14 protein-coding genes are annotated in these 16,220 nt (G+C 57.4%); 13 read left to right on the top strand and 1 reads right to left on the bottom strand.

The features are described 5' to 3' along the window. Nucleotides 1-15: 15 nt before the first annotated feature. The 13 genes from AC13QY_RS06970 (at nucleotide 16) to AC13QY_RS06910 (ending at nucleotide 14,942) form a co-directional block, all read left to right on the top strand. The gene (locus AC13QY_RS06970) at nucleotides 16-525 is read left to right on the top strand and encodes a ubiquinone biosynthesis methyltransferase UbiE (protein WP_488493038.1); all 510 of its coding nucleotides are present in this window, start codon (nucleotides 16-18) and stop codon (nucleotides 523-525) included. Continuing rightward, nucleotides 522-1,697 (top strand): methyltransferase domain-containing protein, encoded by a 1,176-nt coding sequence (locus AC13QY_RS06965; RefSeq protein ID WP_488493037.1) that lies wholly within the window; start codon nucleotides 522-524, stop codon nucleotides 1,695-1,697. The genes AC13QY_RS06970 and AC13QY_RS06965 overlap by 4 nt, the downstream gene beginning before the upstream one ends. Further along, entirely contained in the window at nucleotides 1,694-4,054 is a 2,361-nt protein-coding gene (locus AC13QY_RS06960; protein WP_113331226.1) for a SpoIIE family protein phosphatase, read from the top strand. Before AC13QY_RS06965 ends, AC13QY_RS06960 begins: the two co-directional genes overlap by 4 nt. A 4-nt stretch (nucleotides 4,055-4,058) precedes the next feature. After that, nucleotides 4,059-4,613: a slr1658 superfamily regulator gene (locus tag AC13QY_RS06955; RefSeq protein ID WP_145321325.1), complete on the top strand. Its 555-nt coding sequence runs from the start codon at nucleotides 4,059-4,061 to the stop codon at nucleotides 4,611-4,613. Between the two features lie 18 nt (nucleotides 4,614-4,631). Continuing rightward, nucleotides 4,632-4,970 carry a slr1659 superfamily regulator gene (locus AC13QY_RS06950; RefSeq protein WP_069615114.1) on the top strand — a complete coding sequence of 113 codons (339 nt, stop codon included), beginning with the start codon at nucleotides 4,632-4,634 and terminating at the stop codon, nucleotides 4,968-4,970. A gap of 574 nt (nucleotides 4,971-5,544) precedes the next feature. After that, entirely contained in the window at nucleotides 5,545-6,558 is a 1,014-nt protein-coding gene (locus AC13QY_RS06945; protein WP_488493036.1) for a UDP-glucuronic acid decarboxylase family protein, read from the top strand. Continuing rightward, a complete protein-coding gene (gene galE / locus AC13QY_RS06940) occupies nucleotides 6,558-7,544 on the top strand; it encodes a UDP-glucose 4-epimerase GalE (protein WP_488493035.1) in 987 nt (328 codons plus the stop codon). Before AC13QY_RS06945 ends, galE begins: the two co-directional genes overlap by 1 nt. Then, entirely contained in the window at nucleotides 7,541-9,370 is a 1,830-nt protein-coding gene (locus AC13QY_RS06935; protein ID WP_488493034.1) for a glycosyltransferase family 2 protein, read from the top strand. The genes galE and AC13QY_RS06935 overlap by 4 nt, the downstream gene beginning before the upstream one ends. A 38-nt stretch (nucleotides 9,371-9,408) precedes the next feature. Beyond that, nucleotides 9,409-10,827 (top strand): UDP-glucose dehydrogenase family protein, encoded by a 1,419-nt coding sequence (locus AC13QY_RS06930; protein ID WP_488493033.1) that lies wholly within the window; start codon nucleotides 9,409-9,411, stop codon nucleotides 10,825-10,827. Next, entirely contained in the window at nucleotides 10,824-11,363 is a 540-nt protein-coding gene (locus AC13QY_RS06925) for a DUF995 domain-containing protein (RefSeq protein ID WP_488493032.1), read from the top strand. Before AC13QY_RS06930 ends, AC13QY_RS06925 begins: the two co-directional genes overlap by 4 nt. Nucleotides 11,364-11,380: 17 nt before the next feature. After that, nucleotides 11,381-12,328: a glycoside hydrolase family 26 protein gene (locus AC13QY_RS06920; protein ID WP_113353336.1), complete on the top strand. Its 948-nt coding sequence runs from the start codon at nucleotides 11,381-11,383 to the stop codon at nucleotides 12,326-12,328. A 30-nt stretch (nucleotides 12,329-12,358) separates the two neighbouring features. Continuing rightward, nucleotides 12,359-12,856 (top strand): DUF995 domain-containing protein, encoded by a 498-nt coding sequence (locus tag AC13QY_RS06915; protein ID WP_113353337.1) that lies wholly within the window; start codon nucleotides 12,359-12,361, stop codon nucleotides 12,854-12,856. A gap of 955 nt (nucleotides 12,857-13,811) precedes the next feature. Next, complete coding sequence (locus AC13QY_RS06910) at nucleotides 13,812-14,942, top strand: helix-turn-helix domain-containing protein (protein WP_488493031.1); 1,131 nt, start codon at nucleotides 13,812-13,814, stop codon at nucleotides 14,940-14,942. A gap of 146 nt (nucleotides 14,943-15,088) precedes the next feature. On the opposite strand, the gene AC13QY_RS06905 is transcribed toward AC13QY_RS06910, so the two are convergent. Then, nucleotides 15,089-16,096, bottom strand: a complete 1,008-nt coding sequence (locus tag AC13QY_RS06905; protein WP_488493030.1) for a LacI family DNA-binding transcriptional regulator — start codon at nucleotides 16,094-16,096, stop codon at nucleotides 15,089-15,091. Between the last annotated feature and the right edge of the window lie 124 nt (nucleotides 16,097-16,220).

Genomic DNA, 16,220 nt, shown 5'->3' with positions numbered 1-16,220 from the left:
TCTCGAGGGGGTACCATGGAGGAGGTGCAAGTGGACGCGGCTTTCGAGCCATTGCTTGAGCTGGAGATGGAGATGGCGACCCTGGTGGCGGACTGGTCGCATTGCGACCAATGCGCCGCTTATGTGGCACGCATGGTCAGCCACGATCGCCACGATCCCATCCGCCATGCCAACCTGCTTTCGTCAGCCCTGAATGAACTCTTCGAGATGTCGTTCCATACCAGGGAAAGCGGCGGTACCCTTACCTGCCGCTTCTACCGAAACGGCTTGATCGAGCGAATCGAACTGACCTTTCCCTGCTCGGCCGAACAACGCGATTCATATCAGGCAATCCTCGAGCGCATCGGAAACGGCCAGGCGCTTGCAAACTATCTCGATGTCATCACCGATGACGCCGCGCCTGCCGAGCATGCGATCCTTCTTGGCCTTGCCGTCAATTACGATGCCGATATCGAGCTGTCCGATCAGGATACAGGCGTGATGACTTTCGTGGTGGATCTCGCACTCGAAAGGCTACTCAATTGAACAACCCCTCCTCAAGCCGTTTCACAGCGCAATTCGATGCCAACAATCAGGAATTCTCCCTGTCAGGAGTCCTCAGACCGCATTCGGTTGCCGAGCTCGCCGATGATCTCGCCCTGCTGCGAAACGGTATCGAGACGGTGAACGGTGTCTGCTACATCAATCTGAAGCGCGTCATCCATATGAACAATACGGCGTTCCGCGCCCTGACACATGCACTCCTCGATGCCACCCGATCGAGGCCGGATCTCAAACTGACGGTCGTCGCTTCGAGCGTCGTTGCATGGGCATCGCGGCTGTTTCGCCATTTGAGCGATCTGTCGCCCAACATCGTCGTCGAGATCTACGATTCAGCCTTCTATCCCGGGCAGACATTCGTGGAGAACCAGAGCTTCATCCCGATCCTCCGAACCCAGACGAAAATGACCTGGCGGCACGAACGCGAGATATTGCCGCGACACGGCCTTCGTGAGGGTTTGCATGTTGCCGACATCTGCTGCGGCATCGGCGATTTCGCCATGCTGCTGCGAAAGGATTTCAAGCCGGCGCGGATCGTTGCCCTCGATCACTCGGTACCGAGCCTGGAATATGCCCGCAGGGTCGCGGACGATTTCGACGTCCAGGACATCGAATATACCTATGGCGATGCATCCCAGATGCTGTTCGAGAGCGACCAGTTCGATTTCGTGACCTGCAGGCATTCGCTGCAGATCTTCGACCGTCCGGATATTCTGTTGCGCGAACTCTATCGCATATGCAAGCCAGGCGGCAGGGTCTACATCACCAACGAGAAGAACTCCCATTGTCTTGGCGAGCCCAGAGCCGACAGCATCCAATGGACCTATAACGAGGTCGCGAAGCTGTTTGCCCACTTCGACATGGATGTCGAAATGGGTCCCAAGGGCCGCCGCATGCTGCTGGATGCCGGCTTCAAGGATGTGCGGATGGAAAGCTTCATGGTCACCAATCTCGACGGCGATCCCCAGGATTTCGCCGACATCATCACGGCGTGGCGGAATGTCTACGCAGATGAGATGGCGGTCCGAAGAGGGGATTCGGCCGCATTCATCGAGCGATTCAAACAAGGTTTCGCCGATCATATTTTTGCCGCGCTCCACCCAAGAGGCTATGCCGGCTGGCCGATCTGGGCTTCCTCGGGACAGAAACCGCTATGACAGACGCGTCAACCGCCAAGCAACGGCTCGGACTGCGGTCCTTTCGCGCCAAATTTCTACTCGTGGTCGGCGGAGCCGTTCTTTTCGACCTGCTCGTCAGCGGCGGCCTTGCGCTATGGAACGTCCAGCGTCTTTCGCGCAACGCCACGACGGAAGTGGGACAAGGCCTGGAGAAGGCGAGCCAGGATTACATTCGCTCCTATGCGGATTCGACCGCCGCGGAGGTCGGCCTGCTGATCGACCAAGTCCATTCCGACGTGAAGGCGCTGGCGGGCGTGCTGCAGGGACAGATCGACAACCCCGCGCGAAGCGTGGATGTGGGGGCCGCCATGAGCAGGGCGTCCCCGGGTGCCGTAACGGTGTCCTACGACCCGGTTGGCCAGTGGTCACAGAACTTGCCCGGCACGCCCTCCGTCATCAGTGTCTGGGGGTACCTGCTCGATAAGGATCACCATCCCCTGCCCCAGGTACAGGCAGACATAGAGTGGAGCGCGGTGCTCGATTTGGTCGCCCCTTCATTGCTGCATAACGGCGCGTCGAAGCTGCAGATGTATTATATCGGCCCCAGGGAGCGTCCGATTTTCCGGACCGCTCCCTATACGACGCAGGCACAGACCTTCGACCGGCTCTATCCCGGCCATAACAGCGCCGATTTTTGGACATTCTTCTTTCCAGGCCTCTACGAATCCTGGCAGCAATGGGCTTCCAACCCGTCATCACGGCCGGTTGCCGATTACATCACCCAGACCGCTCCCTATACCGACGCCATCACCGGCAAGCTGATCGTCAGCTTTTTTCATCCGCTCTGGACGCCGGATCGGCATCAGGTGGCCGGTGCCGCTGGCGCTGATATCACGCTCACGCAACTTGCCGAAATCGTTGAACATGTGAAAGTCGCCCAGACCGGCTTCGGCTTCCTTGCCATGTCGAATGGAAATGTCGTCGCGATCAATCCCGTGGGCGAGAAGGTCATCGGCTTGCGTGCCGCCAATGATGCCGCCGCCAAGGGCGTCACCGGCGTCGATCGATCCTTGCGCAACAGCACGCAAACGGCAATCACCACGCTGCCACTCGAGGCCGACGGCGTGATCCAGCATATTACGCTTAGCCAGCAGGGAGAGGATGTTCCCTACCTCGTGGTCGTCAAGCAATTGCACCCGACCAATCTTTGGGTGGATGGACCGGTGCAACGCGAGGTCATGTCGCTCGGGATAGTCGTGCCCGAGCGCGAGATCTACGCCTCGCTCATTGCCGCCAAGGATGAGATATCGCGGGCGACCAACCGCATCCTGCTTTATCAGATCATGGCGGTCCTTGTGTCGCTGATGATCGTCACAGCGGCGGTCTTCGCTGCTTCGAAACGCGTCACCAGCGGCATCAGCGCGCTGGCGAGCGCCGCCAAACGCATACAGGCGAAGGATTATTCGGTCCGGGTCGATATCTCGACCAGGGACGAGGTGGCTGAGGCCGGCATCGCATTCAACCGGATGGCGGAGGATATCAGCTTCCACACCGAAAACCTCGAAAAGCTCGTCTCGGACCGGACCAAGGAGATCGAGGCGGCCAAGGAAGAGATTTCGACCCTCAACAGCCAATTGAAGAACGAAAATCTGCGGCTGGGTGCCGAGCTCAATGTCGCCCGGCAGATCCAGCTCATGGTCCTGCCGCGGGCCAAGGAGCTGACCGCGATCAAGCATCTGGAGATCGCCGCCTACATGCGCCCGGCCGACGAAGTCGGCGGCGATTACTATGATGTTCTGCAGAATGGGAACAACCTCAAGATCGGCATCGGCGACGTAACCGGCCACGGGCTGGAGAGCGGCGTGCTGATGCTGATGGTGCAATCGATCGCCCGCGCCCTGCAGGAAGCAGGCGAGATGGACCCGGCAAAATTCCTGACCGATCTCAACCGCGCGATCTTCAAGAACATCGAACGGACACGGACGGACAAGCATCTCACCTTGTCGTTCCTCGACTATGACGGCGAGAGATTGACCATATCCGGCCAGCACGAGGACATGATCATCATTCGCCAGGACGGCAAGGTGGAGCGGATAGATACAGGCGATCTCGGTCTTCCTGTTGGCCTCGAGCCCGACATAGCTCCCTTTATCGATACGCGGCAAGTATCCTTCGAGAAGGGCGACATGGTAGTCCTGCATACAGACGGTGTCACCGAAGCGGAGAATTCGAAGGGCGAACTGTTCGGCTTCGACAGGCTTTTGGAGGATGCCCGCCGGCTACATGGCGGGACTGCGGAAGAAGTCGTCGAGGGCATACTCGACGATTTGATGGCTTACATCGGGACCCACAAGATCCATGACGATATTACCCTTGTGGTGATGCGGCACAGGTGAGGAGATGACAACAGCAATTTTCGGCAAGGAACATCTGGTTTCGTTCGACGGCACCAATGCCCTTCGCATTCGCCTGTTCGACGGACCTCTTCACCTGGCGTGGCGCCATTCGGCCATGACATCCGACTTTATCGCGGAAACGATGGCGCTCGATTTCCGTGCTTCCGAGCGCCAATACAAGACGGTACGGCACGATATCGGTTATTTGACCAACGAGCTCATCGAAAACTCCATCAAGTTCCGCGCCACGGGCGAGATCCTGATCGAGGCCCTGAGGGATGACCATCATTTCAGGATGCGGATCGGAAACTTTATCGACCGTGACACGACTGAACGCTTCCAGGAATTATTGCTGAGGGTTACGGCCGGCGATCCCGGCGATCTCCTGATAGAACAGATCGAGGCAAGCGTTCTTGCCGGCGACGATGCATCCGGGTTAGGACTGTTGACATTGATGAGCGACTACCAGGTTCAGCTGGCCTGGCATTTCGACGAGGATGGTCCGCACAAGCGGATCAAGCTGCAAACCTATGCCGCAATGGCGATTTCATCGGCGTGAACCAGCGAGAGGCCTTTTATGGAAATCAAAGAAGAAGCATTCCGCGTCTGGTCCGAAGGCAGCACTCTGTATTTTGACGGAACCATGCGTCTGGCGGGTCCCGACGCCTATGCACCGGTCTATGATCTGGCCAGGACGATCCTTCATGGGGGTGGAGGCAAGGCGACTTTCGATCTCACCGGTCTGCAATTCTTGAATTCCTCGGGCATCAACCTGCTAGCAAAACTGACGATAGAAGCGCGCAAGCATCCGGACGTTCATCTTACCGTCTGTGGCTCGTCGCAAATTCCCTGGCAGATGAAATCATTGCCAAACCTGAAAAAGCTGCATCCGCGCCTGGATCTGCGCCTAACCTAGCCATCAAGCGCCCGCGCCCCTATCCTTGCCGCTCCCTCGGGGTGTCAGAACGCTCATGGTTCGGGCATTCGGCCTTATGGAATTATCCGCTTACAAGATCTCAGATGAGCCACGGTGTTGCTGTCGCGCAGGGCGCGGACACGAAAACTTGCTGGAGAAGAGGCGCATCGTGGCACAACATATTGCGCGAATTTATTTGAAGCCGAATTTCGGTCCACTCGCCCTTACGCCTATCGGCTTCGCCATCTGGGGCGGAGATAAATAACAATACTCACTGATATCTTGAAATATCTTATGATACTAATGTATATCTGAATTATATAGTAAAAACTTCAGTTTAAATCGCACGTTCAATGTAAATTATTGCGAATGAATACATCCGTGCTGATAGATACAAAAATGGACAGAATGTAAAACTTCTGCATTCCCTGATAACGACAGCATAGTTAAACATTAGTAAACTATAACTGTAAATTGCAGCAATAATTCCCAGTTGTAAAAGCCTTGCACTGGGGCGGAAGTATTACTTCGCCCTGAATACTCGGCTGCGTGTCTAAATTACCGGGAGGGTTTGATGGGCATAGCGTTCAAATCTGCAGGCATAGCTCCAAAAAATACCAAGAGACGTACGATTCTTGTTGCGGGAGGCGCGGGGTTCCTCGGCTCGCACCTTTGCGACCGGCTTCTACAGGATGGTCATGAAGTTATCTGCGTGGATGATTTTTCAACCGGGCGGATGGACAATTTATGGCATCTGCTTCGCTACGACACGTTCAGCTTTATCCGCCATGACGTTATAGCGCCACTCGATCTGCCTGTCAGCGAGATCTACAATCTGGCCTGCCCGGCATCTCCGCCGCATTATCAGGCCGATCCGATCCACACCATGAAAACATGCGTTTTCGGCTCGCTCAACCTGCTGGAGCTAGCCGCGCATCACCAGGCGCGCATCTTCCAGGCCTCCACCTCAGAGATCTATGGAGATCCCCAGGTACATCCGCAGCCTGAGAACTATTGGGGCAACGTCAATTCCTTCGGCCCCCGCTCGTGCTACGACGAAGGCAAGCGTTCCGCCGAAACGCTTTTCCGTGACTTTCACGCTAAGCACGGCGTCGACATCAGAATTGCCCGCATCTTCAACACCTATGGGCCGCGTATGCGCCCCGACGACGGCCGCGTCGTTTCCAATTTCATCGTCCAGGCACTCAGGGGTCAGGACATCACGGTCTATGGCGATGGCTCCCAGACGCGCTCGTTCTGCTATGTCGCCGACCTGATCGATGGTTTCGTCCGCCTTATGGCCGACCAAACGGTCATCCATACGCCTGTCAATCTCGGTAATCCGGCGGAATTTACCGTGCGTGATCTTGCCGAACAGGTGATCGCGATCACCGGCTCCAGCTCAAAGATCGTCCATAAGCCCTTGCCGGTCGACGATCCGCGTCAGCGCCGACCCGACATCAGCGTCGCGAAACGCGAACTGGGATGGGAACCGTCGGTCGCGCTAGCGGATGGGCTGAAGTCCACCATCGCCTACTTCGAACGGCAGCTGGTTCGTCCAAGCAGCGAGCTTTTCGAGGTTGCGTGATGGCCAGGCAAAAAATACTCGTCGTGGGTGGCGCCGGCTTCATCGGCAGCCACACCGCGAAACTCCTCCATCGCCAGGGCTTCGAGCCCGTCGTCTATGACAATCTCTCGACGGGCCACCTGACCTCCGTGCGCTGGGGGCCCTTCGTCCAAGGCGATATTCTCGATACGCCCCGCCTTGCCGAGGCGATCGATTGCCACAGGCCTGCGGCAGTCATACATTTCGCCGCCTCGGCCTATGTCGGCGAGTCCGTTGAAAATCCTGCGAAATACTACGCCAACAATGTCACCGGCACGCTGTCGGTTCTAGAGGCGTGCCGCCGCGCGCAAGCCAATAGGCTGATCTTTTCATCGAGCTGCGCGATATACGGAATTCCCGCCCATCTGCCGATCCGCGAATGCGAGACGCCTCGACCCATCAATCCCTATGGCAGAACGAAGCTGATTGCCGAACACATGCTCGCCGACTATTCAGCCGCATACGGACTTTCCTATGTGGCACTACGCTACTTTAACGCCTCGGGCGCCGATCCGGAACGGGAACTGGGCGAATGGCATGATCCCGAAACGCATCTCATTCCACGCGCGTTGCTGGCGGCGGCCGGCGCGATCGAAACCTTGGAGGTCTATGGAGACGATTACGACACGCCGGATGGTACCTGTGTGCGCGACTATATCCACGTGCTGGATCTCGCCAGGGCGCATGTCCTGGCAGTCGAGTATCTATTGGCTGGTGGTGACAATCTTGCCGTCAATCTGGGAACAGGGCACGGCACGTCGATCAAGGAGATCGTCGGGGAGATCGAACGCGTTTGCGGACGCAAGGTTCCCGTCGCCATGCACAGGCAGCGACCGGGCGATCCGCCCGTCCTTTATGCCGCTTCCGAACTCGCCGCCGAGAAACTCGGCTTCCACGCTCTGCATTCGAATATCGAAACAATCATCCGGACCGCGGCTCCCTTCTTCGGATTGGAGATGCGAGGATGACATCGATCCGGACACGAGCTGAAGCAATGAAGGAAAGGGCGTTGATGACGCCGGTCCTGCAGGATCGCCAGCGCGCGGAATACGTCGTTTGCGCCACGCTATGGCTTGCGGCGCTTGTCTATTTCTGGAGCTGGTGGCTTACACCCGCACACCATGTCGACCCGATGGGATCGGTCTTGCTGACCCTGGTGCTTGCCTGGGTGACGATCATTCCAGCCTATTTCATCATCGTCTTCTTTCGCGCCGAAAAGCCGACGGGGCAATTGCGGCTTCCCGCCGGCAGCCGCATCGCCATGGTCGTCACCAAGGCACCATCGGAGCCCTTCGCGGTGGTGGCTCGGACATTGGCTGCCATGCTGATGCAGAATGTGCCGCACGACACCTGGCTCGCGGATGAAGATCCGTCACCCTCGACGCTGGATTGGTGCTGCAAACATGGCGTCCAGGTATCCACCCGCAGGGGCCGCGAAGATTATCACCGTCAGACCTGGCCGCGGCGCACCCGCTGCAAGGAAGGCAATCTCGCCTTCTTCTACGATCACTACGGCTATGAAGGCTATGATTTCGTCGTGCAGCTCGATGCCGATCATGTGCCCGAGCAAGGCTATCTTTTTCAGATGCTTCGCCCCTTCGCCGATCCGGCGGTCGGCTATGTATCCGCGCCGAGCATTTGCGATCAGAATGCCGGTGAAAGCTGGTCGGCACGCGGCCGTCTCTATGCGGAAGCCAGCATGCACGGATCGCTTCAGGTGGGGTTCAATCACGGGCTGTCGCCGCTTTGCATCGGCTCGCACTACGCCGTTCGCGCCAAGGCCCTGAAGAGCATTGGCGGTCTAGGCCCAGAGCTGGCGGAAGACCACTCCACCACGCTGATGATGAATGCGCACGGCTGGCGTGGCATTCATGCGCTCGATGCCATTGCGCATGGCGATGGCCCGCGCACCTTTGCCGATCTCATCACCCAGGAGTTTCAGTGGTCGCGCAGCCTGATGATGATCCTGTTGCAATATTCACCAAGCTTGATCAAACGGCTGCCGCTGCGTCTCAAGATCCAGTTCCTGTTTTCGCAGCTCTGGTATTCTCTTTTCTCGCTCTTCATGGCGCTGATGTTCGTCATGCCCGTCATCGCGCTTGTTAGAGGCAGGACCTTCGTCGATGTCTCCTATCCCGACTTTCTGCTGCACTTCGTGCCGCAATCCGTTCTGCTGATCCTGTTCGCTTATCGCTGGCGCAGTACGCATACGTTCAGGCCGGTCAATGCCAAGATCCTGAGCTGGGAGATGACATTGTTCCTGTTTGCCCGCTGGCCGTGGGCACTCGTTGGCGCTCTGGCTGCCATTCACGATCGGGCGACCGGATCGTTCGTGGATTTCCGCGTCACGCCGAAAGGCACATCGGAGGTCGATCCGCTGCCGTTCCGGGTCCTTGCACCCTATGCCCTTCTCTCTCTCGCATCCATCTTGCCGGTGCTGTCCGTCAGCGCGGAGGAGAGCAGCGGCTTTTATATCTTCGCAACGATGAATGCCGCCATCTACACCTTGCTGCTGCTGGTCATCATCGTCCAGCATGCGCGTGAAAACACGCTCGGCGCGAACAAACGCTTTTATCGGCCAGCGCTCGCCAGCGCTCTGCTTGCTCTGACGGCGCTGCCATTTGTCGGCATCATGGAGCACGGCCGCGCCGGAGTACAATCACTGATTTGGGACACCGACGGCTACGTGCTGTTCGACAATCGCTTTTCGGTGGCGGGCGCCGGAATTGGCGGGCGTGGACTGCATAGAATGGTGCTCAATCCGCACTGGCACGTGAGTGACACGGACAATTGAGGTTCATGACGGGAAGGACGCTATTGGCGGGAACGCACATGAAGATAGCTGTTATTGGAACCGGATATGTGGGCTTGGTCAGCGGCACATGCTTCGCCGAATGGGGCAATCGTGTCGTCTGTGTGGACAAGAATGCCGATAAGATCGCCGCCCTTCGTCACGGCAGGATGCCGATCTACGAACCGGATCTCGACGAGCTGGTGGAACGAAACTATGCCGCGGGACGGCTGGACTTCACCTGCGACATCGCAAAGGCGGTCGAAGGAGCAGCCATCGTCTTCATAGCGATCGCCGCGCCTCCGCATCCAGGACAAGCGGATGTCGACCTTTCCTTCATTTACCAGGCAGCGCGCGAGCTCGCGGCGCTTATCTCGGCTGATAGTATCGTGGTGATAAGATCGACGGTGCCGGTCGGAACCGGCGACGCCGTACACAGGATCATCAGCTCGGTCCGGACGCCTGGCACCTTCGCCGTCGCCTCCAATCCGGAATTTCTGCGCGAAGGCGTTGCGGTGCAGGATTTTCTCGCTCCGGACCGTATCGTCCTGGGCGTGGAGGAGGAATGGGCCTGCAAACGGCTTGTCGAGCTCTATGATGTCCCGATCGAGCGCCAGAATACGCCTGTCATCATCACGATGCGTCGGACGGCTGAGCTGATCAAGCATGCCGCCAATGCCTTTCTCGCCACGAAGATCACCTTCATCAACGAACTTGCCGATCTTTGCGAGGAGATGGGCAGCGATGTCGCAGAGCTGGCGCTCGGCATGGGGCTCGACAAGCGCATCGGGGCAAGCCTCCTTGCCGCCGGCCCCGGCTATGGCGGCTCATGCTTCCCCAAAAGCGCGCTGGCGCTGTTGCAGACGGCGCAGGACCATGGCGTGGCGCTGCGCATCGTCGAGGAAACCCTTGCCGTCAACGAGATGCGCAAACGGCGCATGGCACGGAAGGTCAGCAAGGCACTTGGCGGCGATATTGACGGTCTGACCATCGCCATTCTCGGCCTGACCTTCAGACCCGATACCGACGACATGCGCGACGCGCCCTCCGTGCCGCTCATCGAAACCCTGCAGCGCCTGGGTGCCCGCATCCGGGCATATGACCCCGTCGGCATCGAGAATGCAGCAAAAGTCCTCAGCAGCGTCGATTTCCACGAGGATCTTTATGAATGCGCGAGAAACGCGGATGCCGTCGTGGTCATGACGGAATGGGACGCCATCCGAAAGATCGACCTGGCCCAGCTCAAGAAGAAACTGCGCCAGCCTGTTCTCATAGATCTGCGAAATGCGCTGGATGCGGAAGCCGCCCGCCGGATTGGCTTTCACGTCTGCTCCATAGGTAAGTCGGCAAGCACACATAGCAGCTTGCGCGATATCGCCAAACGACGAAACCGGCAGCGAGCCGTAAAGGCGGCAACCCCAAGGCTCGTTCCAATCCACGATACGGGAGAAGCAATATGAAGCCATCAAGGACACAGACCTCCCTGGTCCCCGCCGCATCGCTGGCATGTGCGATCGTGCTTGGACTTGCAGCGGGAAGCAATACGGCCTTAGCCGCAACGACCACCAAGGTGCCGGATGGAGCAAGACCCATGACGGCGGTTGAACTTTACATGCTCTATCACGACAAGAGCTGGCGCTGGCCCGATGGTGCTGGCCGATTGCAGGATACCGATCGTCGGTTTTCGGCCTGGGTCGACGGGACCAACGGACAATCCTGGGCTGAAGGCCGCTGGGCTGTGACGGACACCGGCCGTCTGTGTCTCGAGGCAACCTGGCACGCCACGAACGGCCAGTTTCCCGCCAAGACCTGCTTCATCCATCGCATTCTCGATGGAACGATCTATCAGAAACGCGAGACTGGCGGAGCATGGTTCGTGTTTCGCCATCCCGTCACCAAGAAAACCGACGAGGCGACAAACTTGATCGCCGATGATCTGGTCTCACAACGACTGGAGGCCTTGAAGACCTCTTTGACCGTCCACAAGACCGAATAGAGGAAGGAGGCAATGCTATGAAAACTCTATCAAAACTAACGACAGCCTTGCTTGCGGCTGGCGCCCTGTGTGGGGGCGTATACGCTGCCAGCAACGGCCTGGACGCAAAGGCCGAGACCCGGCCTCTCTTCAACGACAAGAGGCCGATCATCACACCCCAATCGCTGCCAGGGGGTGCCTATGATCCCAACGGGGACTTTTCCAGTGACCCCAATCCGAAGATCGAGCATCTTTTCCTGCCTTGGGAAGACGTCGATCTGTCGACGCTGAGCACGGCAGACGATTATGCCCGCAAGCGTGGGCGTTCGCTGCTGATCACCATCGAGCCCTGGTCATGGGCCCGCGACTGGCGCGTCACGCCTACCGATCTACTCAATGGAATTCTGGCGGGCCACTACGATTCCAACATGACGGCGATCTGCTCGGCGGCCGCGAAGCTCAATGCACCCGTCACCATTCGCTGGGCGCAGGAAATGGATGAGAAGAACGGGCAGTTCACCTGGGCCTACTGGAATGCGGAGGAGTATGTGAAGGCCTACAGGCACGCCGTCACCGTCTGCCGCAAGAGCCTTCCCTCGGCGAAGTATATGTGGTCGCCGATGGGCAAGGATGGGCTTGAAGCCTATTATCCCGGCGATTCATTCGTCGACGTCGTCGGGCTGTCGGTCTTCGGTTACCAGCCGTTCGATCAGCGCAAGCTCGGGCGAGATTCGACCTTCGTGGAAGCGACCAAACCCGGCTACGACCGTGTGAAACGCTTCAAGAAGCCGATCGTGATCGCGGAACTGGGCTACCAGGGCAACGAGGCCTACGTTCACGCGTGGGCCGAGGAAGCCAACAAGCCGCATTCCGAATTCCCTGACCTGAAAGCGGTGGTCTACTTCAACGACCGTGAAGTCTATCCCTGGCCGGATGGTCTGGGCAGGCCGGATTGGCGCGTCGCCACGCCGCCCCTCTTGAATTGACCGCGATGATGAAAGATTGAGGAGAAACCCATGTCTTGGTTCCGTTTCATCATCCTGAACGCCATGTTCGCGATGCTGCTGGCCGGCACCGCGAACGCTGCGACACAGCATCAAATCGATCGAATGACGGCGCGTGCGGCACATCAAGCCATGCCAATGAGCGCCAAGGAACTGAAAAAGCTCTACTCGGGACGTTCCTGGATATGGAAGGACGGGGCCGGCTTCTTCTCGCGTCATCATCGTCGATTTACAGCTTGGTCGCATACGGGCGCTCAAAAATCCTACGCAAGGGGCATCTGGTATGCGACCGATCGCGGTAGGCTCTGCATGAGCGCTGTCTGGTACAGCAAGAAAAGTGCCGCACCCAACGTGTCCTGCTTCCTGCATCGCAAGAAGGCCGGGATCATCTATCAGAAACGAGCATCAGGCGGAAAATGGTATGTGTTCCGTCATAATCCGATCAAACATGATGACGAAGTTCTGAAACTGCGGCCGGGCGACTATGTTCGCAGACATCTGCCCGGTTGAAGTCGAATACTCACATAGGGGCTTTCTTTTGGATAGCGGGCGGCATGCGTCTCACCTGTTCCGTCGAACCGCCATCCGGGAAATGCCCCTATTCTTTGCCGCGCGCAGTGCGTGGCATCAGCTGGCTCAACTCAAAATGCGCTGCGATTGTAGCAATGCGACGTTCTTCCAAATCCACTTGGTGTGCAGATATAAGGAGAACCTTTGAAGTAATTCTCGGCGGAAACCGAAGTCGTCCTGGTAAGTGAACTTCCGCTATAGAAGACGACATTGTCCTTTTGATACTTCTTCATGTACAACTGCACAGTCTTATTCTTCACGTGCACATTCTCGGCAGCATTTGCAGTTTCATGCATGACCACCGAAGATGCAATCGCAAGTATTATCGATAAAGAGACGCCGACCTTTCGATTACCTGCGGATAGATTGCAAGAGTTCTTCCAAAAACTCATAAGTTTACTCTCCTTGACAAGTTTCCTTCGTGTATTTCAGCGGAAAATATTTAAGCAACTTCTATAAATATCTTGAAAATATTAATGAAATCTGCTTAATTTCCCCTTACAGCCTTCGGGCGGGGACCTGCGACAATGCTGCCTGCGATGATAATAACTTGGCGCGACATTCGGCGGATGCACAGAGCCTCGGCTCAGACATCCACAGACTTCTTTGGTTTGCCGGCCAAGGCGCACCGCAAGGCGGAATTCTTTGCTCAAGAGATGAAGCGATCACTTTCCTTATGTCCGTCCGCCAATCGGCGGGCGCCCGGATGGACTGAAATTCAGGCTGTTTTGCGACAATTGGGAAAGATCGTAACCGGACAAGGCCTGTACTTTCCGCGCGCGACCCATTTTGGGCGTCCATCACCTATAGGTGCCCATCCCCTCCATCCGCCCGCGGTAAGGATACCGCGGCGACTGCCAGCCGATTTGGCACGTTTTGTCGAAAGGCCGCCACGATGATGTGGAACAAGACCGAGACTACAGCCGGACAACCAGCTTTTGTCGAAAGGCGCCGGTGGCCCCGCATTTCCGAAGCTCCAATTTGCGGCAAGACCACGGATGTGCCAGAGCTCGTGTCACTGCCATTCTCCACATCCCATGAGGCTCCCAGTCAGCAATTCCCGGCTTGGCAGAAGCATATGGCGCCGTTGATAGACGCGTATCTTCCCGAAAGCGGCCAAGCCGGAGAAGGTTTCGCGGCATCTCAAACCGTCTGGAATCTTGAAGGGGCGCTTCTCATCCAGCAGCAAACGCCAGCCTTCAGCTATGAACGCTCTCCGGAGAAACTACGCTTCAGCGCCATAGATCATTGGCAAATCACATTCCTGCGCACGGGCAAGACATGGACCAGCGTCAATGGGCATGTGGTCGAAAACGAGCCCGGGATGATGGAAATCCGGGCACTTGGCTGCCCGTTTTATGGCCGCACCATAAGCGCGCAATCCGTTACCCTCATTCTACCTTGCGATTTGTTCGCCGATCATGGCGGACTGCCTGGAGCAAGCAACAACATCGTCCTGGGGGGCGCGCGCGTCAAGCTGCTGGCCGACTACATCGCTTTTCTCGAAGCGAACCTCAACCGTTTGACGAGGGATGATCTGCACAGTGTACGCAACCAGCTGCAAGAGATGATATTTCATAGCGTCACGCCGCTGGTGGATGGCCATGCGATCGGCGATCGCAGCTCCGAGATCGGACTGATGACGAAAGCGCGTCGCTTTATTCAGAGCAATCTCGGATCAGCGGAGCTCACGCCGGAAGCGTTGAGCCGTGAATTGGCAATCTCCCGAACCAGACTGTACGAATTGTTCCAGGCATCGGGTGGCGTCCTGAACTACGTGCGCAGAAGGCGCCTTCTGGCCGCACGCGCAGCACTAGCCGACCTGAACAATGGTCAGAAAATTGCAGATATCGCAAGTAATCTTGGCTTCGAATCGGCAGCCAACTTCAGCAGGGCCTTCACACATGAATTCGGCTACAGCCCAAGCGAAGTCCGCAGACATAGCGGGGAATGCAAGGTAGAGCACCTACCACACATGACGAAGACATCCAGCTTCAGCGACTGGCTTAATACACTGGGTATTTGACGGGTACAAACAATGCAGTGGTAAGACAATTCCGACGCAGTTCGGACGCTGTTGAACACATGTCTCACTGACAATAGCGGATAAAGACATGCATGTAGTTCATCAATATTTAGGTGTAGTGTCATCCACAACCACGGCATCATCTTTTAATCCGGTTGTGGTGAGGACGTTGTTTCCCCCTGAGTAATCTCACAAGCCAGCAGGAGTGGTTTGCCGAGCGCCGGGGCATCCTGCTTGCCCAACAAAACGGCGACCGCCGCTGCCGCTATTTCCTGAATCGGCTGCTTCACTGTGGTCAGGCGTGGTATTGTCATGCTCGCGAGCGGAATACCATCAAAGCCGACGATGGAAAGGGCAGCCGGGATTGGGATCCCCAAATCATGGGCTGCACGCATGCAACCGATCGCCTGTTGGTCGGAACTTGCGAAGATGGCGGTTGGGCGCTCGTGGCGGGCGCGCGCGAGAAGATAGTTTCCGGCAGACCGCCCGCTTTCATAATCGAAAGCCGCTTCCGCGATCAGCGGCGCCGCGTTCTGCTCGCCATCGCCGGCCAACTTCATCGCATCGAGATAGCCCCGGAGGCGATCATTGGCTGGGACGGAATCTTTGGGACCCGAAATGAAGCCAATGCGGCGATGGCCAAGCTTCACAAGATGCTCGACGCCGAGGCGCACGCCGCTGCGATGATCGGCGGCAATGCCGGAATATCCCGGCAGGAGGCGGTCGACGATGACGATTGGCAGGCCCTTCGGCGGCTTGAGCGCATGGAAATCATTGCTCGGAACAAGGATAATGCCGTCCACCTTCCGACTTGTCAGCTGGCCGATGCGATCCGCTTCCTTGGCCGCGTGATCGAAAGAGGTCATGACGATGATGTTATAGCCATGCTTCGCCGCCGCTTGCTCCGCGGACTGGACGAGTTCCGAGAAGAAGGGATTGGTGAGATCGGGAATGATGATGCCGATGAGACGGCTGACCTTGCCGCGCATGCTTCTGGCAGAAGGATCGGGCGTATAACCGAGCTCTTCGATGATGCTTCTGACCCGTGTTCTCAATTCATCCGTCACGGAAGGGTGGTCATTCAAAACCCTTGAGACCGTCCCGGTGGAGACCCCCGCCAGCTTGGCAACGTCTCGAATTCCAACCTTCGGCATAACGGAACCAATATCCCTTCATTTCACCTTCCGGACCATGGAGGCGCCTGAGCAGCCTCTCAGCTGATGGTCTCTGCCGCCTTAGTCAAAGGGCTTCATGTCAAGCCGATCCTCCACCGCGAAA

This window comes from Martinezella sp. CNPSo 3795 (assembly GCF_057784475.1).
This window is presented reverse-complemented; position numbering and strand designations above follow the sequence as displayed.

What these genes read in the sequence shown, in the direction of transcription:
- AC13QY_RS06970 (WP_488493038.1), top strand. Translation starts at nt 16, where the DNA reads ATGGAGGAGGTGCAAGTGGACGCGGCTTTCGAGCCATTGCTTGAGCTG.
- AC13QY_RS06960 (WP_113331226.1), top strand. Translation starts at nt 1,694, where the DNA reads ATGACAGACGCGTCAACCGCCAAGCAACGGCTCGGACTGCGGTCCTTT.
- AC13QY_RS06955 (WP_145321325.1), top strand. Translation starts at nt 4,059, where the DNA reads ATGACAACAGCAATTTTCGGCAAGGAACATCTGGTTTCGTTCGACGGC.
- AC13QY_RS06950 (WP_069615114.1), top strand. Translation starts at nt 4,632, where the DNA reads ATGGAAATCAAAGAAGAAGCATTCCGCGTCTGGTCCGAAGGCAGCACT.
- AC13QY_RS06945 (WP_488493036.1), top strand. Translation starts at nt 5,545, where the DNA reads ATGGGCATAGCGTTCAAATCTGCAGGCATAGCTCCAAAAAATACCAAG.
- galE (WP_488493035.1), top strand. Translation starts at nt 6,558, where the DNA reads ATGGCCAGGCAAAAAATACTCGTCGTGGGTGGCGCCGGCTTCATCGGC.
- AC13QY_RS06935 (WP_488493034.1), top strand. Translation starts at nt 7,541, where the DNA reads ATGACATCGATCCGGACACGAGCTGAAGCAATGAAGGAAAGGGCGTTG.
- AC13QY_RS06930 (WP_488493033.1), top strand. Translation starts at nt 9,409, where the DNA reads ATGAAGATAGCTGTTATTGGAACCGGATATGTGGGCTTGGTCAGCGGC.
- AC13QY_RS06925 (WP_488493032.1), top strand. Translation starts at nt 10,824, where the DNA reads ATGAAGCCATCAAGGACACAGACCTCCCTGGTCCCCGCCGCATCGCTG.
- AC13QY_RS06920 (WP_113353336.1), top strand. Translation starts at nt 11,381, where the DNA reads ATGAAAACTCTATCAAAACTAACGACAGCCTTGCTTGCGGCTGGCGCC.
- AC13QY_RS06915 (WP_113353337.1), top strand. Translation starts at nt 12,359, where the DNA reads ATGTCTTGGTTCCGTTTCATCATCCTGAACGCCATGTTCGCGATGCTG.
- AC13QY_RS06910 (WP_488493031.1), top strand. Translation starts at nt 13,812, where the DNA reads ATGATGTGGAACAAGACCGAGACTACAGCCGGACAACCAGCTTTTGTC.
- AC13QY_RS06905 (WP_488493030.1), bottom strand. Translation starts at nt 16,096, where the DNA reads ATGCCGAAGGTTGGAATTCGAGACGTTGCCAAGCTGGCGGGGGTCTCC.